Origin of the sequence: Pseudoalteromonas sp. MTN2-4, assembly GCF_042848605.1 — a bacterium.
Taxonomy (GTDB): Bacteria; Pseudomonadota; Gammaproteobacteria; order Enterobacterales; family Alteromonadaceae; genus Pseudoalteromonas.
Genome location: NZ_BTGK01000010.1, coordinates 151910 through 175327, shown reverse-complemented (window position 1 = coordinate 175327; position 23418 = coordinate 151910). Strand labels below are relative to the sequence as shown.

24 protein-coding genes and 1 tRNA gene are annotated in these 23418 nt (G+C 41.0%); 6 read left to right on the top strand and 19 right to left on the bottom strand.

Annotated features, from left to right (window positions below):
- Nucleotides 1-555: 555 nt before the first annotated feature.
- Complete coding sequence (locus tag ACGHEH_RS19015) at nt 556-1494, bottom strand: porin (RefSeq protein ID WP_390448566.1); 939 nt, start codon at nt 1492-1494, stop codon at nt 556-558.
- A gap of 294 nt (nt 1495-1788) precedes the next feature.
- Between ACGHEH_RS19015 and ACGHEH_RS19010 the strand changes: the two genes are divergently transcribed.
- On the top strand, nt 1789-3024 hold the full coding sequence (locus ACGHEH_RS19010; RefSeq protein ID WP_390448563.1) for a diguanylate cyclase: 1236 nt from the start codon (nt 1789-1791) through the stop codon (nt 3022-3024).
- Between the two features lie 48 nt (nt 3025-3072).
- On the opposite strand, the gene rarD is transcribed toward ACGHEH_RS19010, so the two are convergent.
- The gene (rarD, locus tag ACGHEH_RS19005; RefSeq protein WP_349285017.1) at nt 3073-3960 is read right to left on the bottom strand and encodes an EamA family transporter RarD; all 888 of its coding nucleotides are present in this window, start codon (nt 3958-3960) and stop codon (nt 3073-3075) included.
- A 165-nt stretch (nt 3961-4125) separates the two neighbouring features.
- Between rarD and recQ the strand changes: the two genes are divergently transcribed.
- The 3 genes from recQ to ACGHEH_RS18990 all read left to right on the top strand — a co-directional run bounded on the left by recQ (nt 4126) and on the right by ACGHEH_RS18990 (nt 8020).
- On the top strand, nt 4126-5943 hold the full coding sequence (recQ, locus tag ACGHEH_RS19000; protein WP_349285018.1) for a DNA helicase RecQ: 1818 nt from the start codon (nt 4126-4128) through the stop codon (nt 5941-5943).
- Nucleotides 5943-6245: a DUF3630 family protein gene (locus ACGHEH_RS18995; RefSeq protein WP_390448560.1), complete on the top strand. Its 303-nt coding sequence runs from the start codon at nt 5943-5945 to the stop codon at nt 6243-6245. The genes recQ and ACGHEH_RS18995 overlap by 1 nt, the downstream gene beginning before the upstream one ends.
- 68 nt (nt 6246-6313) lie before the next feature.
- A complete protein-coding gene (locus ACGHEH_RS18990) occupies nt 6314-8020 on the top strand; it encodes a hypothetical protein (protein ID WP_390448557.1) in 1707 nt (568 codons plus the stop codon).
- 10 nt (nt 8021-8030) lie between these two features.
- Here the strand turns inward: ACGHEH_RS18990 and ACGHEH_RS18985 are convergent.
- Nucleotides 8031-8105: transfer RNA gene (locus ACGHEH_RS18985), tRNA-Arg, on the bottom strand.
- 246 nt (nt 8106-8351) lie between these two features.
- Between ACGHEH_RS18985 and ACGHEH_RS18980 the strand changes: the two genes are divergently transcribed.
- Entirely contained in the window at nt 8352-8534 is a 183-nt protein-coding gene (locus ACGHEH_RS18980; protein WP_390448554.1) for a helix-turn-helix domain-containing protein, read from the top strand.
- On the opposite strand, the gene ACGHEH_RS18975 is transcribed toward ACGHEH_RS18980, so the two are convergent.
- The 16 genes from ACGHEH_RS18975 to trmJ all read right to left on the bottom strand — a co-directional run bounded on the left by ACGHEH_RS18975 (nt 8520) and on the right by trmJ (nt 22356).
- A complete protein-coding gene (locus ACGHEH_RS18975; RefSeq protein WP_390448551.1) occupies nt 8520-9356 on the bottom strand; it encodes a phosphotransferase in 837 nt (278 codons plus the stop codon). The two genes, ACGHEH_RS18980 and ACGHEH_RS18975, sit on opposite strands and share 15 nt — an antisense overlap.
- Nucleotides 9331-9954 carry a nicotinamide riboside transporter PnuC gene (gene pnuC, locus ACGHEH_RS18970; RefSeq protein ID WP_390448592.1) on the bottom strand — a complete coding sequence of 208 codons (624 nt, stop codon included), beginning with the start codon at nt 9952-9954 and terminating at the stop codon, nt 9331-9333. The genes ACGHEH_RS18975 and pnuC overlap by 26 nt, the downstream gene beginning before the upstream one ends.
- Complete coding sequence (locus ACGHEH_RS18965) at nt 9954-10205, bottom strand: hypothetical protein (RefSeq protein ID WP_390448548.1); 252 nt, start codon at nt 10203-10205, stop codon at nt 9954-9956. Before ACGHEH_RS18965 ends, pnuC begins: the two co-directional genes overlap by 1 nt.
- 104 nt (nt 10206-10309) lie before the next feature.
- Nucleotides 10310-10465: a hypothetical protein gene (locus ACGHEH_RS18960; RefSeq protein ID WP_390448545.1), complete on the bottom strand. Its 156-nt coding sequence runs from the start codon at nt 10463-10465 to the stop codon at nt 10310-10312.
- Between the two features lie 343 nt (nt 10466-10808).
- Nucleotides 10809-12188: a Gfo/Idh/MocA family protein gene (locus ACGHEH_RS18955; protein WP_390448543.1), complete on the bottom strand. Its 1380-nt coding sequence runs from the start codon at nt 12186-12188 to the stop codon at nt 10809-10811.
- A gap of 142 nt (nt 12189-12330) precedes the next feature.
- Nucleotides 12331-13401, bottom strand: a complete 1071-nt coding sequence (locus ACGHEH_RS18950; protein WP_390448589.1) for a phosphotransferase enzyme family protein — start codon at nt 13399-13401, stop codon at nt 12331-12333.
- 40 nt (nt 13402-13441) lie between these two features.
- Nucleotides 13442-14329, bottom strand: coding sequence for an NTP transferase domain-containing protein (locus ACGHEH_RS18945; RefSeq protein ID WP_390448540.1), 888 nt, complete (start codon nt 14327-14329; stop codon nt 13442-13444).
- Nucleotides 14330-14460: 131 nt separating this feature from the next.
- Nucleotides 14461-15891, bottom strand: a complete 1431-nt coding sequence (locus tag ACGHEH_RS18940; RefSeq protein ID WP_390448538.1) for an NAD-dependent succinate-semialdehyde dehydrogenase — start codon at nt 15889-15891, stop codon at nt 14461-14463.
- Nucleotides 15892-15954: 63 nt separating this feature from the next.
- Nucleotides 15955-16293, bottom strand: coding sequence for an ISC system 2Fe-2S type ferredoxin (gene fdx, locus ACGHEH_RS18935; protein WP_058031045.1), 339 nt, complete (start codon nt 16291-16293; stop codon nt 15955-15957).
- Between the two features lie 3 nt (nt 16294-16296).
- On the bottom strand, nt 16297-18159 hold the full coding sequence (gene hscA, locus ACGHEH_RS18930; RefSeq protein WP_390448535.1) for a Fe-S protein assembly chaperone HscA: 1863 nt from the start codon (nt 18157-18159) through the stop codon (nt 16297-16299).
- A 170-nt stretch (nt 18160-18329) separates the two neighbouring features.
- Complete coding sequence (hscB, locus tag ACGHEH_RS18925; protein WP_390448533.1) at nt 18330-18854, bottom strand: co-chaperone HscB; 525 nt, start codon at nt 18852-18854, stop codon at nt 18330-18332.
- Between the two features lie 99 nt (nt 18855-18953).
- A complete protein-coding gene (gene iscA / locus ACGHEH_RS18920) occupies nt 18954-19277 on the bottom strand; it encodes an iron-sulfur cluster assembly protein IscA (RefSeq protein WP_058031048.1) in 324 nt (107 codons plus the stop codon).
- An 11-nt stretch (nt 19278-19288) separates the two neighbouring features.
- Nucleotides 19289-19672: a Fe-S cluster assembly scaffold IscU gene (iscU, locus tag ACGHEH_RS18915; protein WP_058031049.1), complete on the bottom strand. Its 384-nt coding sequence runs from the start codon at nt 19670-19672 to the stop codon at nt 19289-19291.
- 43 nt (nt 19673-19715) lie between these two features.
- Nucleotides 19716-20930: an IscS subfamily cysteine desulfurase gene (locus ACGHEH_RS18910; protein WP_390448529.1), complete on the bottom strand. Its 1215-nt coding sequence runs from the start codon at nt 20928-20930 to the stop codon at nt 19716-19718.
- Between the two features lie 23 nt (nt 20931-20953).
- A complete protein-coding gene (iscR, locus tag ACGHEH_RS18905) occupies nt 20954-21445 on the bottom strand; it encodes a Fe-S cluster assembly transcriptional regulator IscR (RefSeq protein ID WP_058031051.1) in 492 nt (163 codons plus the stop codon).
- 182 nt (nt 21446-21627) lie between these two features.
- Complete coding sequence (trmJ, locus tag ACGHEH_RS18900; RefSeq protein ID WP_390448526.1) at nt 21628-22356, bottom strand: tRNA (cytosine(32)/uridine(32)-2'-O)-methyltransferase TrmJ; 729 nt, start codon at nt 22354-22356, stop codon at nt 21628-21630.
- A 245-nt stretch (nt 22357-22601) separates the two neighbouring features.
- Here trmJ and suhB point away from each other — a divergent pair, with 245 nt between their 5' ends.
- On the top strand, nt 22602-23405 hold the full coding sequence (gene suhB, locus ACGHEH_RS18895; RefSeq protein ID WP_138628350.1) for an inositol-1-monophosphatase: 804 nt from the start codon (nt 22602-22604) through the stop codon (nt 23403-23405).
- The last annotated feature ends 13 nt before the right edge of the window (nt 23406-23418 follow it).

The window sequence follows — 23418 nt, the reverse complement described above, 5'->3', positions numbered from 1 at the left end:
TTTGAAGTAAAATTCAAACCATGCTCAATGAATTCTGATTTTGATTCTTTCGAATCGAATTGACTATGAAGTCACTCAGTTACATTTGAGACTCTAATTTCTTTGCTCCTGAATCAAGAGCTGTTAGAACTCAACCTGTACGAGTGCCCACACAGATGATTGCTTCATATTTTTAAAGAACAGTATAACTCGATGAGTTACCACAGGCTTGCTGCGAAGTGGAGCGCCATAATAACGACTTCACTTTTTATGTCAACACTTAATTTTAAAAAGTTTTTTTAAAATTAAGTTTTATTTGACTCAACATCGTTTTGATTTGCTTTTCAGCGTCTCGCTCCGTGTCAGTGGGTGCGCATTATAGGGAGAAATTAAAAGTGCGCAACCCCTTTTTTCAATTAATTTTAAGAAACATGCTCAAACGCTCAAAAAGAAAACAAAAACACAAGAGGCACCGCTTTTTTGTTCAAATTTAATACAGGAATTTCTATTTTAGCCCCCCAAAAACAAAAAAAGCAGGCCCTGAGCCTGCTTCATAAAATATCTAAAGCATGAATATTAGAATTTATATTCAATACCAAGACCTAAGTAATCTTCTTCTGTACCTTTGTCTTCATCAACTGTTGAGTAGAAGCCATATAGTTTGGTTGATTTATTCAGCTTGTGATCAATACCAACACTAAAGCCGTCTACATCTTTTGAATCTACTGCATCAAAGTCGATTGTTTGATATTGCACTTTAAAGGTGTTTTTACCAAAGCCATATGCAGCATTTAATAGGAAGCCCTCAGCAGTGCCTGTACCTTCTACCTTTTCTTGTTTCTGATACATAGCACCTAATTTAAGTGCGTCAGTTGCTTTAAATTGACCTGTGATACGAAATGCATCATAACCTTTCACTTCACTGTCACCGGCAACGGCAACATAGTACTTAGACTTTTTCAGCTTTGAATCACCGTAAGTAATTGCACCAGAGTAGCCATTTTCACCATCTGTTGAGTCTTCAGCAATGAACGTTGCTAATACTTTAAAGCCATTAAAGCTTGCCGACTTATAAGAAATCGAATTACCAAGGCGATTCTCACCTTTAAAAAGGTTTTTCACGTCCGCTTCTAAATCATTAAACTGGTCTACCTTACCTTGTGAAAGTTTAAAGGCGGTATCATTACGACCAATTACTACTTCACCGAAACTTCCTTTCAAGCCTACGTACTGGCTTCTTGCTGTAATATTGTCTTTATCGCTTTTCGAATCAGCGTCAGATACATCAACTTGGAACTCAAGCTTATAAATTACTTCTAGGCCACCATCTAGTTTTTCTGAGCCTTTAAAACCAAAGCGTGAAGCATTGCTTTTAATTTCTGTTGCACTTCCAGCACCTTCATCGCTTGATTGAACAGATACATTTGCCTTGCCGTATACTTTAACACCTGCATTTGCATTAGCAGATAACGCGCCTAGTACAGCAAGTAGAAGTGTTGATTTAACTAGTTTCATGTAATTTTCCTCAATATCGCAACACATGATGATTCAAAACGACGCTAGTTTCTCAGCAGTTAATGACAGAAATATTACACACAACACATTAGAGTCAAATAATTGCAAATAAACTGCATTAAAAACGTCATAAAAGTATGTTTCATCAGTAAATTATAGAAGAGTAATAAATTATTACTTAATTTATTAAATAATCTTTATTACATCACCTATCAGTAATTTTGAGTTGAATTGCTTAATAGATAGGTTAAGGTTAATAGTATATTTATAGGTGAATTACCGAGCGAGTACTGAGTGACACGTCGAATCCTAATTATCGAAGACACCCCTACCATTGCTAGAGTGCAAAAACACATAGCAGTTTCTTCTGGCTATGAGGCTGACATTGCTGAATCGTTAGCACAAACAAAAGAACTACTCGAAAATAATAGTTATTTTTGCGCAGTTGTTGATTTCATCTTGCCAGATGCACCTAACGGTGAAGCAATTCACTATACCGTAAACTCTGATATCCCCACGATAGTCATGACAGGTAATCTTGATAATCAAACTCGTGAAACTGTCGAAAAGTACCCTATCATCGATTACATCACCAAAGAAAATAAACAAGCTTACCAATACCTTAAAAAGCAGCTTATGCGTTTACCGCGAAACGAATATGTAAAAGTGTTAGTTGTGGATGATTCCCGTCAGACTAGAAATTACATTAGCTCCCTATTAGTAAGGCATAAGTATAAGGTCATGGAAGCATGTGACGGTATTGAAGCCCTCGAAGTATTAAAGCAAAACCCAGACATTTCTGTTGTCATCACTGATAATGAAATGCCAAATATGAACGGCGAAGACCTGTGTAGTGAAATACGACTACAATATTCAAATGATGAAAAAGCCATTATCGGTATTTCTAGCTCTAATGCATTACATCTTTCGGCTCGATTTATTAAAAGAGGCGCAAATGACTACCTTCGCAAGCCATTTAACGCAGAGGAGTTTTATTGCAGGCTAAGCCAAAACGTCGATATGCTGGAATATATAGCCACGATCAAACGCCAAGCTAATTCTGATTATTTAACAGGCTTACCTAATCGTCGTTACTTCTTTGAGTTTACTAATAAGTCATTAAAACAAAAAGCAGCCTTAAATAATGAAGTTGGGCTGGCAATGATAGATGTAGATCACTTTAAAGCTATTAATGATAACTATGGTCATGATGCAGGAGATGATGTGCTCAAAGCCCTAGCTCAAGCTTTTGAATCTCACTTCCCAGGTCAACTTACCGCGAGATTAGGAGGAGAGGAGTTTGCTGTTTATTTTGCTAATGCTACAGAAGAAGAGAGTTTGTCTTTACTAGACAAGTTTAGAGATTATCTTGACACCCATAGCGCCGGATTAACCAAGCACAATATTCACTTTACGGTATCAATTGGTCTTTGTAGAGCCGTGAGTAAAAGTGTTGATAGTCTGATAAAAGAAGCTGATATAAAGCTTTATGAAGCGAAGCATTCTGGACGTAACAAAGTCATTAGTTAATTAAGAGTAAGTGGCTGGCATTACAATGCAGCCACTTAGCGCATCTTATTATTTCTTTTTGCTTGCCCTTAAGCTGTCCCAACTATACAAAGCCAGTGCCCCCCAAATACAAGCAAATGTCACCGCTCGTTCAACTGAGAACTCTTCACCATACAAGGTCACCGCCAAAGTAAACATAATACTCGGACCAAGATATTGAAATAGACCAAGTGTGGAATAAGGAAGACGTTTCGCTGCGCCAATAAAACACAACAGAGGTAAGGTTGTCACCACACCAGCACTTACTAACAATATATTTAGGAGCACTTCATTATTAAACATATCTGAGCTCACCGTCGCAGGGGTCACGTACCAATAGATAATTGCAAACGGCATTAAGATAAGTGCCTCGATTAGCAAGCCAGGTAGTGATTCTACCGGCATTTTCTTTCTCAAAAGCCCGTAAATTGCAAACGAGCTTGCCAACGCAAATGCCACAACAGGAAAAGAACCGTACGCAATTACTTGTAATAACACCCCAAGTGAAGCAATCGCGACGGCGATGATTTGCCATTTTCTCAAACGCTCAGAGAGAAAGATGACACCAAGCAATACATTTAACAGTGGGTTTATATAATAGCCTAGACTTGCATCAAGCATGTGATCGTTGTTGACGGCCCAAATAAACAGCCCCCAATTGAACCCGAGTAAAGTAGAGCTAATACAGAGCATCCCCAATACTTTAGGTTTCTTAATAACATGCTGGATCTGATGCCATTGCTTTGCAGCAAAGACAATAAGAATTAAAAACAGCACCGACCAAATCACTCGATGAGTCAAGATCTCTAGTGCCGCTATAGATTCAATCTGTTTAAAATAGATGGGCGCCATGCCCCACATTAAAAATGCTAAGACAGCATAAAGGTAACCCTGTTGGGTCTGATTATTTAGCATCAACACGACTCAAAAAGTAAAAAACCATTATACCTTGCTAAGCTGGTTGCAAATAGACAGAAAATAGGAACTGACAGACATAACATGATAGCTGCGTGTAAACCATCAAACACAACAGCGCAAATAAATTTACAGACAAGTAATGCAAAACCCACTAAAATGCCCGCCATGAAATCAGACCCTATCTGCGAACATTCAACCCTTGCTAAGCAAGCATTAGAAGACACTTTTGGCTACAGTGAATTTAGAGCTGGCCAAGAGGCTGTAATTAATGCGGCATTAAATGGACAAGATACGCTCGTCTTGCTGCCTACCGGTGGCGGTAAATCATTATGTTATCAGATCCCTGCGCTATTATTTGATGGCGCAACGGTAGTCATTTCGCCTTTGATCTCGTTAATGGAAGATCAAGTCTCTCAGCTTCAAGCTATTGGCGTTAGTGCTGCATACATCAATAACACCGTAGACTTTACCCAGCAAAATGCGATTTTTAATCAATTAGCTGAAGGGGCGTTAAAGTTACTCTACGTAGCACCGGAGAAAGCACTGCAGTTTGATTTTATTCAAAGGTTAAAAAACTTAAACATTCGCTTCTTCGCGATTGATGAAGCCCACTGTGTATCTCACTGGGGGCATGATTTCAGGCCGCATTACCGTCGCTTAAGTGAACTCAAACAACACTTTCCTCACTGCCCTATGATGGCCTTAACAGCGACGGCAGATATTGCGACACGCCATGATATTGCACACCAACTTGAATTAAATGTACCTTATATTCACACAGGCAGTTTTGACAGACCAAATATTCGCTACACCATTGAAGAAAAGTTCAAACCTCTTTCTCAGCTCATGCGCTATTTACGCGATCAGAAAGGCCAAAGCGGCATTATTTATTGCACTAGTCGTAAGCGTGTAGACGATATTTCAGAAAAACTTGCTGAGGCAGGCTTTAATGTCGCCGCATATCATGCCGGAATGAGTAATGATCAGCGTCAATTTGTACAAAAAGCCTTTGCCAGAGACGATATCAATATTGTTGTTGCAACCGTCGCATTTGGTATGGGAATTAATAAATCAAACGTACGCTTTGTGCTTCACTACGATATACCTAAAAGTATCGAAGCCTATTATCAAGAGACAGGCCGTGCGGGTCGTGATGGACTTGCCGCTGAAGCCATCATGTACTTTGATCCTGCTGACATAGGGCGAGTAAAACGCTTTTTTGAAGATATTCCCGACGAGGCTAGACGTAAAGTAGAAGAACAACGCTTTCAGGCAATGGCAAACTTTGCTGAGGCGCAAACCTGCCGCCGACAAATATTGCTTAATTACTTTAGCGAATATCAGAGAGAGCCTTGTGGCAACTGCGATATTTGTCTTAATCCGCCAAAACGCTTTGATGGCACTTTAGTGGCACAGCAAGCGCTATCTTGTGTGTATCGCGCGCAACAACGCTTTGGTTTAGGGTATATCGTCGACTTATTGCGAGGGGCAAACACCAGTCGAATTCGCGATAACGGACACCACGAATTAAGTACCTATGGTATTGGCAAAAGTCATAGCGTCGAGTATTGGCTAAGCATATTGCGTCAACTCGTTCATCATGGCTTACTTGCTCAAGACATAACACAAGGTGCAAGCCTAAAACTGACAGAAGCAGCAAGAGCAGTATTACGCGGTGAATATGTTTTGCAATTAGCCGAACCGCGCTTACAAGCTAAACATATATATCAAGATAAATTGGCGCAATTTAATTACGACAAAAAGCTGTTTGCTAAGCTACGAAGTTTACGTAAAGAACTCGCCGATGCCGATGATGTACCTCCATATGTGGTCTTTAACGATAAGACACTAGCAGAAATGGCGCAGAAAATGCCGACTGATGATGCTGAATTCTTAAATGTGTCAGGCGTTGGTTTTAGTAAACTCAGCAAGTATGGCGCACCGTTTATGCAACTTATCCGAAATTATTTAGCCGCGAGTTAATGATGACGCAAATTACCTTGAACACAGATTTTAACTTTTTGCAGATCACACCTGATTTTTTCCCTGATGCCGATGAATTTGCCCTCTGGGGGCAAATATTCTTAAACCATGAAGCTATTTCTACTCTTGAAACCTCAGAAGGCGCAGATCGCCATCAAATACGCTTTTGTTGGCATGGACAAAATTTTAATCTTAACTTTGAACACTACAGTGAGAGTTTATGGGTAAGCCCTGAAGGGGTTGAAGCCGAACTTTTACTTGAACAACTGCAGCTACTTTTGCTCTCTACCCTCTCAGAATAATTAGACAGACCTTTACTTTTCTGCTTAATATAATGATATAAAAGAGGATAAATAGCAGGAGGAAGGTAATGGTCACAAAGTATTGTCAGCCCGTATTGCTTTTATACTCTACATTTTTTATCAGTGGTGCTGCATTTGCAGAACCAAGTATATTCGACTCTCAAGAAAACAGCTGCCGCAATCAACGCCAAGAAAGCAATGAAGACATCAACCTAAAGCGTCAACTCGACACTCAGCAAGTTTTCCCAAAAGAAGGTGAAAACAAGCGTATAACAAAAATCACCTTAAAACAGTTAAACGTTTTCGACACTAGTTTACCGGAAGAAAATAACTTTTTATTCCGCTTTGCAAACCACGCGCATATCACAACAGAGCCTGAAGTTATCCTAAGTACTTTATTATTTAACCAAGGCTCAAAATATGACATCAAAGAATTAGCAGAATCCGAGCGTTTATTACGCCAACAAAATTATCTTTATGATGCCCGCATATATGCAGAAGAGACATGTGAAGACGAAATACATGTTACGGTTGTAACAAGAGACTTATGGACTTTACTGCCCGATATTAGCTTTAGTCGCAGTGGGGGGGAAAACTCCTCACGTCTTGGCTTTCGAGAAACAAACTTACTAGGATATGGCAAAAGATTATCTTTCACCGCAACTGAAGATAAAGATCGTAACGGTTATTTATTTGTTTATGACGACCCAGCTATCTTCTCGAGTCGCTACAGAGGTCGCATAGAGTATGCTGATAATTCAGATGGAGAGCGACATTATTTGGGTGCTTACCTACCATTTTATTCTATTAAGTCGACGCATAGTTATGGGTTTTATACTTTTGCGAACAAACGGGTAGAATCGATTTATTCTAGAAACGAAGTCGTTTCTGAGTTTTTACATGACACTGAAATTAACGACGCGTATTATGGTTTCGCTGTTCAGGCACCCAAACAGTGGACACATAGATATACTGTGGGTCTTCATAATGAACAACACAACTTTAAAGCCACCCCTTACTCTTTTCTTGCTGTAGCAGACAACCGAGCACTCACCTACCCATATTTTCAGGGGCAATGGCTTCAAGACGATTATATTAAGGTGCGTAATTTTGATTCTATTTACCGCACAGAAGATTTAAATTTAGGCTGGAATGTAAAAGCCAAACTCGGTTATTCATCGAATAACTGGGTAGATGACGACAGTCACGTCATTTATCAATTTTCCGCAAGCAAAGCGCATTACACAACCGAACGCAGTTTATGGCGATTCAATACAAGTATTCAAGGAGAATGGAATACTGACCAAAACGAAGCCCGAAACTTCATAAGTGCCGTCAACTTTCAATATTATCTAAATACCAGCATCCAGCAATCATTGTTTGCAAACTTATCTTTGAAGTATGCAAAAAACTTAACGGCAGATAAACAATTGGTTTTGGGTGGAGAGACTGGACTGAGAGGTTACCCGTTAAATTATCAACAAGGTAGTCGCAGTGCTTTAGTTAATTTAGAAAAACGTTACTACTGGGAATATGACCTACTGCAACTTTTCAAAGTTGGAGGAGCGCTTTTCTTCGATGCTGGTAAAGTCTCAGGCAAAGCCCAAGTCAATGCCGATAACTCACTACTAAAGAATATAGGCATGGGATTAAGACTTGCACCGAGTCGAGCCAATGCTGGCATTGTATTGCATTTGGATATTGCTGCACCAATAAATAAAGAAGATAACATTGACAGTGTGCAGTGGTTATTTACGGTTAAAAACCGCTTTTAAAAAACGCTCATGGCGCTCTCGGCAGGGATCGAACCTGCAACTCAGCTTCCGGAGAGCTACGTGATATCCATTTCACCACGAGAGCACACGAACGATGCATATAGTAATGTCATTCCTTTACAAATACTAGCATTTCACTTTCAGCTGATTAAATAACAAACTAAAAACAAAAATATTAATGCTTTTTAGCGATTTTTTGTATTTTTGACTATGCTTAGATTTTGATTTACCAGTATTATAGACAGCAAGTTACTACGTTTTATTAACATTAAGCGCCGTGTAATGCGGTAACAACAACAATAAAAGCTTAACACATCAAGAGGAAGCTATTATGAGCCAAATGACCACGCAGCAAGTTGCTGAGTTTTTAGAAGTAAAAGTGGAAAGAGTGAAAAGACTTGCTCGTGAAAACCTATTAATCGCAAAAGGTGAAGACGCACAAGGTGATCCTGTATTTGATCAAATTGATGTAGAAAAATACAAAGAACTTGCAAAACGCTTAGGTGGTATTTAAACGCTTTAATTGTAATGTGTGTGAAGTGGCTTTTTCTACTTCACCTCGCAAATCATACCAAGAGATACATAACAATAGATAAGCAATCCTATAACCCATCAATTTCTCTATTGCATAATCGGGTACTGCAATAGCCTTAGTGCCATAATAGATATTCAGCATCCATACTATCTCGACATTCGTGAGCTTAAAACTTGTTACAAGCCCGGCTAAGTCGAAATAAACATCGCCAACAGCTGCATATTCGAAATCAATCACCACCACTCCAGCTTTTGTCGCTATTATATTTTCTCTAACTAAGTCGTTATGACAACACCCTAACTCTTTTGGATAACTATCAAGTAAGCGCAAGCAGCACTCTAACTCTGAATTAAAAAAATTTTTGAAAGAGGTGCTTAAATCTGACAATGCGTGTTTTATATCTAAAGAGACAGGCAAATTGACCAATGGTTGTTGATGTACTGCAGAGATTGTCTCCACCAAATTACATAAGCGTTTTTTATCTATGTCCTCAACCGCTTCATCAACATAAGTAAATAACGCGACTTTAAGGGCTGCATCCCATCGAATAACGTCTTGAATACTGGTAGCTGACTTTGCCATTAGGCCTTGAAAAGCAAGGCTTGGCGAAGGCATGTCATTTCGATAAAGCTTTAGCAAATATTTATTCTGTTCGACAACAATTAAATAATTATGATTACTAAGCCCTGAGGTGATTTGGTAACATGCTTTAACTTGCCTGAAAGCTAAAGATTCGGCAACGAATTCTCTTACTTCAACAGGCAAGCTTTTGAAGCTATAGGCTCGCAAGTGGTAAACCATTTCTTTGCTCGTGCTCTTCGTACCAACGCTTGTAGCCCCAACAGGCTATAACCGTATAAAACACAAAAAGTACAAATGTCGGGTAATATCCTTTCACAAAGAACAGGTACATAGATGCGGCATTAATGATGATCCAATAAAGCCAGTTCTCTAATACCTTTTTAGCCACTAAATACGTTGTCATCACAGCAAAACAGGTTGTAAAACTGTCTAGATACGCAAAATCAGCATGGGTGTAATTGTCCATCACAAAGCCGACACCTGTTGCCGTAAAAGCGGTGACAATGATGATGTAAATATGTCTTAACAATGACCAAGAAATAATTGGGGCTACTGAATCAGGCTGCTCGCCTTGTTGCCACATATACCAACCCACTACCGCCATCACCATGTAATACACATTTAATGCGGATTCCATCAACAACGCACCATTCCAATACATAATGGTATAAATAAAAGTACTAAGGAAAGCTGCAGGCCAACACCATTGATTTTCTTTCACAGCTAAAAAGACATAAGCCAGAGAAAGTATGACCGCGATGTACTCCCAGCCAGACATAGCGGTAAAACCGGAAAATGTGGCGCTTAAAAATTCAATCATTGCGGCGATAAATCTCCAGAAATGAACTTACATACAAAGACAATCTTCCCAAACTCTGCAAAAGAGCGTTTCATTTCTTCTTGAAGTACCGACATAACGAGGTCATATTCACCAAACACCTGTGTCGACATTGTATTGGTTAACACTTTAAGCTCTGGATGTGAATTTAAGCGCTCAATAAAGGCTTTGATAAAAGGGATATAGTCTGAGTGAAGTGGATATTTGCTAATTTCTACAGATAGCTGCATTTTGAAATCCATAATAGAAGTGTTTTACCTATTTTAGCCTCTGAGATTTTTTAAGGAATAGTTTTATTGAGGTTTTTACCCGTCATAAAATCCGCTTTTGGCGTTTAATTGATCCAGTCTTGCTGGTGCGTAATTAGCCCTTTCTCATTAAATTGAAGCGTCATAACAAACCGCCAAGGTCCCATTTGTTGTTCATGGTAAATAAATTCATTGAAGTGCCCTGTTATAACGGCTTGCCGCTGTTGTTCATCAATAATCAAGTGTTCAACTTTAAGGGTCTTTAAATCATCTATTACTTTAAAATTATCACCGTGCCAATTATAAAAAGCAGCAATACCTGATTTTCCAACAGCATGATGACCATATACTAAATCTTCTAACTGTGCAGAATCAGCATATAGCTCTAAAAATGCATCAAAATCGACTCAGGCCTGATAGATTGATATAAATTGCTCAACTTGAGGCTTTATAGTGGGCACATTATTTTGCTCAAACGGGCTTTTACAGCCAACTAAAAGCAAACCAATGAAAATCGCAAAGCACCTTGTCATATATTTTCACCTCAACAATCAAAAAAGCGCGCTCATCGCGCGCTTAAAGTTATTAACTACCCACAATACCTAATGGCGTGGCATTTTTCCATGCACCTCGGGTAAAGTCAGGAATACTAATAGATTCACTGCGATTCGCCACCGACTGAGCTGAAAGAGGCGAGATCACCGACCAAGCTGCACCGTCATAAACATCTTGATCTAGCGCTTCACCGTTGCGTAAACAATAAATCATGCGCCAGAACATTAAGAAGTCCATACCACCATGGCCGCCGTTGCGTTCTGCTTCTGCGCCCATTTTCTTCCACAGCGGGTGGTCGTATTTATCATACCAAGGCGTCATGTCGTGCTCCCACTCATGGAAGTTACCTAAATTGCCACCATTTTCGAGTGCGATACGATTTGGAAAGCCAGCAAATACCCCATTAGTACCTTGGATCAGGTTATGACGAGAATAAGGTCTTGGCGTGGTGGTATCATGTTGTACCATGATGGAACGACCTTTTACCGTTTTGATCATGGTGGTATTCATATCACCGGCAATATAGTTCAATTGATTACGCTGATGATCCGCTGGGAATTCTCGTTGTGCATAAGCCGCTCTACCCAACGCTGGAGAGCTCATTGAGGTTAAGTAATCAAAGCGGTCGCCACGGTTAATGTTCATATATTGAGAAACAGGGCCTAAGCCATGTGTTGGGTACAAGTTACCATCACGCTTTGCATGCCAACCTGTTCGCCAAGAACCCGTTTTATGCTCGATTTCTTTCATTTGCCAACGTAGTTCATGAATATAAGCAGCTTCACCGTGCAGTAATTCACCGAATAACCCTTGACGAACCATGTTTAGTACCATCAACTCATCACGACCATAGTTGACGTTTTCCATCATCATACAGTTTTTCTGAGTGCGCTCTGCGGTATCAACAATGTCCCACATTTCTTCAACAGTCAGCGCCAAAGGCACTTCTACAAATGCATGTTTACCACTGTTCATAGTATCAATGGCCATTGGCGCATGCCACTTCCAAGGCGTTGAGATGATCACAATATCAATATCATCACGGGCTAACATATCTTGATACGCTAAATCAGCACCTCGGTACAGTGCTGGCTTTTTTAAGCCTCGCTCGGCTAGATAATTGGCAGAACGTTCCAAAACTTCATCGTGAGTATCGCAAATTGCGACAATTTCGGCGCCTTCAATATGGCTCATGCGACGAACATGACCATAACCTCGTTGACCAACACCAATAAACCCAACTCTGACCACGTCCATTTTTGGTGCGATAAGACCAATAACAGATTTACCTTTCTGAGTCGGTACAAATGCTGTGTTTGAGTTTGATGTTTGCGCACACCCCGCAGCGACACTGGCCGCAGCTGCAACACCTGCGGCTTTGAGAAAGTCACGTCTATTTAATTGTTTCATTATTATTTTTCCTCTTTGTAACATTCTCACCCTAACCAATAAGTAGAGCGCTGTCATTCAGTTGCGACCAATATATGTTCCTATTTTGTTTTGGCACAAAAAAAGCGCCTATGGCGCTTTTTATAAGTCTTAACGAATCAATTTAGCTGTGTATTAACTTTTCAAGTAACGCTTCTTTTGCGACCACATCTTGATATAACTTAAACTGATTTCTCGCTCGATGCAGATTGTGCTCACTGTGCTTAATCGCAAAGTAATTATCGCCATCCAAGTAATCGGTTAAGAAACGAAGACCAATCATAAATGGCATTACTTTTGCTCCCAATAAAAAGCTTTGCTTTTCTTCTGGTGTAAGCTCATTTTCTAATGGCGCAACATAACCTTTAACTAAAGCGGCAAAAATCTCTTCTCGTACTCGCACATTATCAAGGTTTGTTGAATCTTCTTCTTCAGGTGAGCAGAAGGTACGCACCATATCACCAAAATCAAACAACCAATAACCAGGCATACATGTATCAAGATCAATCACTGAACGTGCACCATCGGTTTCTTTACAGAACAGCATGTTATTGATTTTAGTGTCATTGTGACACGGTCTAAGTGGAATGCTGCCGTAGATAGATTCTAGCTCATCTGCAAGACCAAATTGCGCTTGGCAAAACGCAATTTCCTCTTGGCATTTTTCAGCTCTATTTTCACTATCCGCCTCAAGTTTATCGTTAAACGCAGCAATTCGCATAGCAAGGTTATGAAAGTCAGGAATAACATGATGTAGTACTTGTGCATCAAAGTCTGACAATGCCAAAGCAAATTGGCCAAATGCATTAGCTGCAGTTTGTGCCTTCTCTGGACAACTCACCACATCTTCGCTGTAACTCTTACCAATAAACTCTAGAGCACGCCACACTTCACCATCGACCTTCACTAAGTATTCTTCTGAAGTGGTCGGCAAATGCTTGATAATCTCTAATTCATAGTCATTCTTATCAGCTTTTTCTGTAAGATGCTGTTCAATGGCTCGAGCATTTTCAACCAAATGTTCGGGGGTAGGAAATACTTCAGTATTTAGTTTTTGCACAACCACAGCTTGTTGTGCATCTTTTAACAACATTGTGGTATTAATATGACCACTACCTATTGGTTTAATTGTGGCATTTTCATGGTCTAAACCAAATTCTTGCGACAAATGCTCAGCTATCGCAGTGTTAGTCATAGTCACCTCAGATACTGGTGTAATGGGCATGATAGTTTGCTCATCCTTGACGATGTTCATAAATCTTTCCTGCTACGCTTGTTAACTCTTCTTTAAATGTGACACCAAACCAAAAATCAATAGCAGAATAAACGCGTACTGAAACATGCTTGCTCTCTATACAGGCTTGGATGCAATTAGGTAAATAGTACTCTTTTTTGACATCGCTGTCATAATCTTCTAGAAATTTTTCAAAACCATTTTCTAGTTTAGCCATCAAGATGGGTGTAACACCCCAAAAAGTCATTGAAGCTAAGCTCTGACTCTCTAATTGATGAAGTTTCCCTTCAATTTCCCCCACCAGACCATGCTCAGTTTGATGAATATTTAAGCTCTCAGTGACACGCTTAAGTGAGCATTGTTCAACCTCACAAATACCGCGGTTCACTCCACCTTGCTCTGAGAGCGTTTTTTCAATCGGGAAGGCAACCATAGCCATACAGCTAGCATCTTGAAATTGGTTAAAATGTTCTACCATTTGTTTATAGGCATTCGGCCCATAATAATCATCAGCGGTTATAACCACTGCGGGGCCTTTCACATGGGGCTTTGCACATAATAATGCATGCCCTGTTCCCCAAGGCTTAGTTCGATGTTCTGCTAAATGCTTAAACTCAGTGGGCAACATATCGGTACTTTGCTCAACCAAAGTAACTTTCATCGCATTCGGTAGTCGCGGTAGGATTACTTGCTCTAATTCTGCACGAACGGATTTATTAATGATTAACACCACTTGCTTAATACCAGCATTGAATGCATCTTCAATGCTCAGTTCCATGATGGTGCGCTCAAGTTTGGGCAGAGGTGTAATTTGTTTGTTACCACCAAATCGACTACCAAGCCCACCGGCTAGCACCACAAGCGTTAAATTATTTTGCTCTGTTGCCATTTAAAATTGTTGACCAAAAATTAACAGGCGCAAGAGTGTACCAGCTTTAGGTTAGATAATCAGCGAAAAATTGTATACACATTAGTGGTACAAGTGGGAATACCAATGCATTCTCACTTGGGCGTGTTTAATTAAAAACTTTGGCAGAGATATTTTACTTCTTGATATTCCTCTAAACCTTGTTTAGCCCCTTCTCGACCAAGACCCGATGCTTTCATCCCACCAAATGGTGCGACTGGGTTTGAGATAAGTGCTTCATTAATCCCCACCATGCCATACTCTAGACCGCTCGCTACACGCTGAACTTGTGCCATGTCTTGCGAGTAAAAATACGCAGCTAAGCCTTCATCAACCGAATTAGCCATAGTGAGTGCCTGATCTTCATCTTCAAAAGTTTGAATAGCGACCACAGGCGCGAATATTTCACTTCGACTTATCTCCATACTTTGGTTAACCTCAGTCAGAATAATAGGCGCCATAAACTGCCCCGCTTTTTCTTCACCTTGGTAAGCAATCTTGGCACCTTTCAAGGTGGCGTCTTCAACTAGGTTTTGTGCTTTAAGTTTCGCTTGGGTGTTAATCAATGGGCCTAAATCGGCATCTCCAGTAAAGCCATCAGCCACTTTTAACCGAGCTGTTTGCAACTTTAATTCTGCTAAGAACTCATCTAAACACGTGTTTTGTACTAAGACTCGATTGGCTGCCACGCAGGTTTGACCAGCATTTCTAAATTTCGCCACTATCAACCCTTGCACTGCTTTTTTAATGTCTGCACTTTCAAATACCATAAATGGGGCATTACCACCGAGCTCAAGAGAAGCTCGCTTAATAGACTGGGCGCTTTGTGATAACAAAATTTGCCCGACTCGTGTTGAACCGGTAAACGTAATTTTTCTAACTTGCTTGTGTTCGCAGAAAAACGCACCAACCTGTGCAGCATCTTCTGTGACTAAGGTTTGAAAAGCACCCACTTCCATACCCGCTTGCAATCCAAGCTGGCACAGCGCCAATGCACTTAATGGTGTATATTCAGATGGCTTGAGGATAAAACTGCAACCCGCAGCATAAGCCGGCGCGACTTTTCGGGTGATCATGGCAAGAGGGAAATTCCACGGTGTAATGCCAAATACCACGCCTACCCCCTGCTTAATGACAGTCAGCTGTTGAGTTGGACTATTAGCCGGAATAACTTCGCCATAACTTCGTAGTGCTTCATCAGCAAACCATTTAACAAAACCCGCTGCGTAATCAACTTCTGCCAAAGATTCTTTTAAAACCTTGCCTTGTTCAAGGGTGACAATTTCAGCCAATGCCTGCTTATGCTCTAAGATCAAACTATGCCATTTTAATAACACATCGCTACGCTGTTTAGCAGTTGTTGTTTTTAGCGCTTCAAAACATGTAATGGCAGCTTCTAATGCCTGCTTACAGCCTGCCATATCAACCGATGAAAGTGTTTCAATTAACTGCTCGTTAGCTGGGTTATTTACGGTGAAAGTATCGCTACCTTGATACAACTTGCCATTAATAAGTGAGCTATTTAACGCCTTATGCCAATACATGTTTTATCTCCTTAAACAAAAAACCCGTAGTAAAGACTACGGGTTTTTCATAATCAAAATCGATTAGTGGTCTTCATTCACAATGTTCAGGTTGTATTTTGGAATTTCTACAACCAAATCTTCATCGTTAATAATTGCCTGACAACCTAGACGAGATTCTGGCTCTAAACCCCATGCTTTATCTAGCATATCATCTTCTAACTCGTCACTTTCTTCTAACGAGTCAAAACCTTCACGGATCACCACGTGACAGGTTGTACACGCGCATGACTTCTCACAGGCATGAGGAATTGAAATACCATTTTTTAAAGCGACATCCAGTACAGTTTGACCTGTTTTTGCTTCAATTGCCGCGCCTTCAGGGCAAAGCTCTTCATGGGGTAAGAAAATAATCTGTGGCATTACTTATACCTCGTCTACAGACTGCCCAGTAAGGGCTTGTTTAATTGACATATCCATACGGCGCGAAGCAAATTCACTACTTGCCGCATCTACAGCTTCAATAGCTGTTTTAATTTCATCTGGTGATGTCGCAGTTTCACGTAAATCAGCCAGCTTTTGCATTTCATTACGAAGTGCAGCTAATTCGTCATTATTTAATAATTGACTGTCTGTTGATAGAGAAGCCTCTAATGCTTCTAATACGCGAAGCGCTTCAACTTGTTGCTCTTTCAACATACGCGCTTGCATATCTTCTTTGGCATTGCTCATTGAATCTTTAAGCATTTGTGCAACTTGGTCGTCAGACAAACCAAATGACGGCTTAACTTGGATCTCTGCTTGCACGCCCGTTGATTTCTCCATCGCTGAAACACTTAACAGGCCATCTGCATCCACTTTAAAGGTGACGCGAATATGTGCTGCACCAGCCGCCATTGCAGGAATACCTTTTAAGCTAAATTTAGCCAGTGAACGACAATCATCTACTAGTTCACGTTCGCCTTGCAATACATGTAATGACATGGCCGTTTGACCATCTTTGAACGTGGTAAACTCTTGTGCACGTGCTACTGGGATTGTGGTATTACGCGGGATGATTTTCTCAACCAGTCCGCCCATGGTTTCTAGCCCTAGAGACAGTGGTAATACATCAAGCAGTAACATATCTGAATCAGGCTTGTTACCGACTAGAATATCTGCCTGGATCGCAGCACCGATTGCGACCACGCGATCTGGGTCGATAGAAGTCAGAGGCTTTTTATCAAAGAACACTTCTACTTGCTCGCGGATAACTGGCATACGGGTTGAACCACCGACCATAACAACTTGCAAGATTTCTTCATGCGATACATCAGCATCTTTTACCGCACGGCGACAAGCACGTAATGTCTTTTTCACTAACGGCATCACCATTTCGGCAAACTGAGTGCGTGTTACTGTCACAGTGTGAGCTGTACCACGTAGCTCTAAACCAACATTAACGGTTTCGTAGCTTGATAGCGCTTCTTTACAGGCTTTAGCTTTATTGATGAATAAACGCAGCTCTGAATTATTTAAGTCATTAATTTGCGTTTGTTCTTTAAAATGTGCGACAAGTGCAGAGTCAAAATCGTCACCGCCAAGGCTTGAGTCACCGCCCGTTGCTAATACTTCGAATACACCTTGATTTAAACGTAAGATAGAGATATCAAATGTACCGCCACCTAAATCGTAAACGGCGATCACGCCTTCTTGACCTGAATCTAGGCCATAAGCAACGGCAGCAGCTGTTGGCTCATTCAATAAACGCAGAACATTTAGACCGGCAAGTTCTGCAGCATCTTTGGTGCTTTGACGCTGTGCATCATCAAAGTATGCTGGTACTGTGATCACTGCCCCTTTAATCTCTTCACCAGCAAAGCTTGCTGTTGCACGCTCTTTAAGTGACTTTAAAATTTCGGCAGATGCTTGTACTGGGTTGATTGCACCCACTACAGTATTAATGGCTAAGCTGCCATTATTTTCAACGAACTCATAAGGCAGTTGCCCATAACTTTGTTCAATCTCAGCTTGAGACTTACCTAAGAAGCGCTTTACTGAAATTAACGTGTTAGTCGGGTCTTCTGCTGATGCCGCAGCGGCAACTTGACCCACCGTGATCTTATCAGCTTCATAGCGAACCACAGATGGCAACATCGCTGAGCCATCAAAATCTGTTAGGGTTTTGGCTTCACCACTTTGTACCGTGGCAACCAAAGAGTTTGTGGTACCAAGGTCAATGCCAATAGCTAGCTTATGTTCATGAGGTGCCGCGCTCTGCCCCGGCTCAGCAATTTGCAATAGTGCCATAATGCTCTACGTTTTTAGGTTCGTGTCTATATTCTTCCTACTTAAAGCTGCAGCGGTGTTGACGGCACCCGTTCCCCCCCCAAATCGCATTGACAATCTATGCTCATGGGATTTCACTCGATTGCGCCTACCAGCAACGACAAGTAGTTTGAATATTAAACCAATTTGGTTTAGTCGAATAAACTGTCTTCTATGCGCGCTAATTCATCACGCAATTTGTATACAAATTTTAGCTTTCGAATATTATCAGCAGCAGCGTCTAACAGTGCATCGTCATCACTGCTTAATTGTGATGCGAGTTGTGCTGAATATTGTTTATCAAGTAGCTTAATTTCTTGTTCAAAATCTTCGATAGCCGCTTCAGGATCGTTACTCTGCGGAAGATCTTCTAGCGCTTCTCGCAGTTCCATTTGCTGCATTAAAAACATCGGATCTTGTAAAGTCTGTTGCTCAGCGCGAATGTCTTTGCCTTTTTCGCTCAACATATACTCAGCACGTTTCACTGGGTGTTTTAACACCGCTAATGCATCGTTGATCTCTGCTGCTTTTTGTACAGCCAGCAGTTTTTCGCGTTCACTTTTTCCAGCATATCGGTCTGGATGAACAATGCGTTGTAATTCTAAATAGCGGGTATTAATGGCATTTAGATCAACATCATATGAAACGGGAATATCAAACAATTCAAAGTAATGCATTAGGTTAACTCATTCAAAAGCGCTAAAATTATTATGCTAAATGATATTATACAACAAAGCCCTACCAAGGCAGGGCTTTGTTAACAACAGCAAGGTCAGTTACACTGTAAAACTTTCGCCGCAACCACATTCGTCTTTTTGATTCGGGTTAGTAAATTTAAACCCTTCGTTTAGACCTTCTTTCGTGTAATCAAGCTCTGTACCGTCAAGGTAAACCATGCTTTTCGCATCAATGATGACTTTAACACCATTATGCTCATACACTTCATCACCTTCGTCTAACTCGTCTACGAATTCTAATACGTAAGCTAAGCCTGAACAGCCAGTCGTTTTAATACCTAAACGAAGACCGATGCCTTTGCCACGATTAGCTAAGAATGTCTGAACGCGATTAGCTGCCGCGTCAGTTAATGTTACTGCCATGCCGCTCTCTCTTATTTAGCTTGTTTGCTTTTGTAATCTGCAATTGCAGCTTGAATCGCATCTTCAGCTAGAATTGAGCAGTGAATTTTTACCGGTGGTAATTCTAGCTCAGCAGAAATGTCTGTGTTTTTAATTTCAGAAGCTTCGTCTAGTGTTTTGCCTTTCACCCACTCTGTAACCAGTGAAGATGATGCAATCGCACTACCACAACCATAAGTTTTGAACTTAGCATCTTCAATAACGCCTTCTTCAGACACTTTGATCTGAAGCTTCATCACGTCACCACATGCAGGTGCACCCACCATGCCAGTTGCAACGCTTGGATCGTTTTTATCTAGAGCACCTACGTTTCTTGGGTTCTCTACGTGATCAATTACTTTATCACTGTACGCCATAATTCTTTCCTCGCTACCCGCTGTAAACTTGCTACACGTTAAATTAGTGGTGAGTCCACTCAACGCTATCTAAATCAATACCTTCTTGGTGCATCTCCCAAAGAGGAGACATTTCACGAAGACGGCCAATTGAGTTTTTAAGTAACTCAACCGTGTAATCAATCTCCTCTTCAGTCGTGAATCGACCGATGCTGAAACGAATTGAGCTATGTGCTAGCTCGTCATTACGACCTAGCGCACGTAATACATACGATGGCTCAAGACTTGCTGAAGTACATGCAGAACCAGAAGATACCGCGATGTCTTTTACAGCCATTAGTAATGACTCACCTTCAACAAAGTTGAAGCTGATATTTGAAATGCCTGGTACTGATTGCTCAATCGCACCATTGAAATACACTTCATCCATGCTCATCAAGCCATCAATTAAACGCTTGCGAAGCGTGCTGATGTGCGCATGGTCTTTTTCGAAATCTTGCTTAGCAACACGAAAAGCTGTACCCATACCAACGATTTGGTGAGTCGCTAACGTACCAGAGCGCATACCACGTTCATGGCCACCACCGTGCATTTGTGCTTCTAGACGAGCGCGTGGCTTACGACGAACATAAAGCGCACCAATGCCTTTCGGACCGTAGATTTTGTGCGCAGAGAAAGACATGAAATCAACTTTTAATTCTTGTAAGTCGATTTTTACTTTACCTGCACTTTGTGCTGCGTCTACGTGGAACATGATCTTGCGCTCACGACACATCTCGCCGATGGTCGTAATATCTTGAATAACACCTAGCTCATTGTTCACGTGCATCACGCTCACAAGTACTGTGTCATCACGCATTGCTGTTTCTAACTTTTTAAGGTCAAGTAAACCGTTTTCTTCAACTTCTAAGTAAGTTGCTTCAAAACCTTGACGCTCTAGCTCACGGAATGTATCTAAAACGGCTTTGTGTTCAGTTTTAACCGTGATGATGTGCTTGCCTTTCTTCTTGTTGAAGTTAGCTGCGCCTTTGATTGCTAGGTTATTTGATTCTGTCGCGCCTGAAGTGAAAACAATTTCACGCGGATCTGCATTAATTAAATCAGCGATATCGTTACGCGCTTGGTCCACTAGCTCTTCGGCCTGCCAACCAAAACGGTGTGAACGTGATGCTGGGTTACCAAAATTGCCATCCATAGTCAGACATTGCATCATTTCATCTGCAACGCGCTGATCAACCGGAGTGGTTGCTGCATAATCTAGGTATATCGGTAATTTCATTGGTTTCTCCGCTTGACGCCAACTTAAAGTTGACAGCTCACTTGAATGTTATCTAGTTGCTTTATGGCAGTTTTAACAGCGCTATCTTGACGAGAAGCAACTGACTGCACATCAGATTTGGCGACTAACTCAGCTAGGGAAATATTATTTAAAAACTCAGCAATACGCTCACTTAGATCAGACCATAGTGTGTGAGTTAAACAACGCATGCCGTTCTGACAACCGCCGCCTTCACCGTGACAACGGGTTGCATCAACTGACTCGTCGACTGCATTAATCACATCACCTACAGAGATAGTTTGCGAATCTCGGCCAAGTAAATAGCCGCCGCCCGGTCCACGCACAGAGCTCACTAAGCCATGTTTACGTAAACGAGCAAATAATTGTTCTAGGTAAGATAATGATATTTCTTGTCTTTCAGAAATATCAGCTAAAGGGACTGGGCCAACATCGGCGTGCAAAGCAACATCGAGCATCGCTGTGACTGCGTATCTGCCTTTAGATGTTAGTTTCATTATTGCCCCCTCAGCGTTTTATCAGGTGGTGAATTTTAATTACCTGACTAGGATAGTCAAGTATTACTCACTACACTTACCACTAAAGTAACAAGTGCAATACCTGAGTAATTTACTCAAGTACTGCTCATTGTAATTACCCGACTAACTTAGTCAAGTATTAAACAAAAAATAATCAGGGGTTATTTATTGCCTGTAGACTTGTTAATTGAAGTCAAAATACCACGTAAAATATTCAGTTCTTGATCTTCAGGGCGGGCGCGATTGAATAAACGCTTTAGCTTGGTCATTACCATGCCTGGATGCTGCTTGATGATGAAACCGGTTTCTTTCAATGTGCTTTCTAAGTGCTCGTAGAAAAGCTCCATTTGCTGAGAGCTTGGGAAAACAGTGTCGTCTTCTTCTACTGGCTTGTCTTGCTTATCTAAAAACGCCATACGCGTTTCGTAGGTAAGGGTTTGGACAGCCATCGCAAGATTTAATGAACTATATTCAGGATTTGCAGGAATACATACGTGGTAGTTACAAAGCTGTAGCTCTTCATTAGTCAAGCCACTGTTTTCACGACCGAAAACTAAAGCTACAGGACCGCTTTCAGATCCATCAACCAATTTTTGAGCACACTCTCTAGGCTCTACCATCGGCCAAGACAAGGTACGTGAACGGGCACTTGTACCAATGGTTAGTGAACAGTCAGCAATGGCTTCTTCTAACTTGCTCACCGTCACGCTATTACCTAGTACGTCAGTTGCGCCAGCTGCAAGGGCACTGGCATGGCTATCCACCTCACATGCCGGGTCAACTAAATATAGTTTTGATAACCCCATGGTTTTCATTGCACGTGCAACTGAACCAATATTGCCAGAATGAGAGGTGTTAACTAACACAATACGAATATCTTCTAATGCCATTTCACTAAGCCTTTACGACGAAAATTGATAATTGGCTAAGTTTACCACAGCCTTTTTCTGCCACTCAAAAATCTTCGTTTATATTTTTTAATAGCAATTTCAATGCGGTCAAAAAAACAACAATTTTATTTTGTTTTTTGGGTTTACTTTAAGGCAAAAATCGCTAGAATACGCCGTCCTGTGCTTACTGCATTGTCAGTGGGCAACGAATTTATACTGTTCTTTTACAACCCAAAGGTAATGCTATGCATCCAATGTTAAACATTGCGGTACGCGCTGCGCGTAATGCAGCTAAAGTGATCTTACGTGCAAGTGAAGATTTATCACGTGTTGAAGCCCAACAAAAAGGCAGCAACGATATTGTTACTAACGTAGATAAAGAAGCGGAAGCTATCATCCGTGAAACGATTTTAAAAGCGTATCCTGAGCACTCAATCGTGGGTGAAGAACTAGGTGTTACCGAGGGTAAAGATGCTGACTACCAGTGGATCATCGATCCATTAGATGGCACAACAAACTTCATCAAAGGCATTCCTCATTATGCCATCTCAATCGCACTTAAAGTAAAAGGTCGTTTAGACCAAGCAGTTATTTACGACCCTGTACGTAGTGAGCTATTCACAGCTTCTCGTGGTCAAGGCGCACAGCTAAACAGCACGCGTCTTCGTGTTGCTAAAAACAACGAAATCGCAGGTACTGTGCTAGCGACTGGTTTCCCATTTAAGCAAAAGCACCACATTGATGCATATACTGACGCATTCAAAGCGTTATTTGTTCACACTGCTGATATTCGTCGTGCAGGCTCTGCAGCACTAGATATGGCTTATGTTGCAGCTGGTCGTATTGATGGTTTCTTCGAAATCGGTCTTAAGCCTTGGGATACTGCAGCTGGTGAGTTATTAGTTAAAGAAGCTGGCGGTATGATCACAGATTTTGCTGGCGGTACTAACTACACGAAGAGCGGTAACATCGTGTGTGGTTCACCTAAGCTTTGCCAACAGATCGTAAAAGAAATTCGCCCGACATTAACCGAGTCATTACTTAAGTAATTACGACTGTATT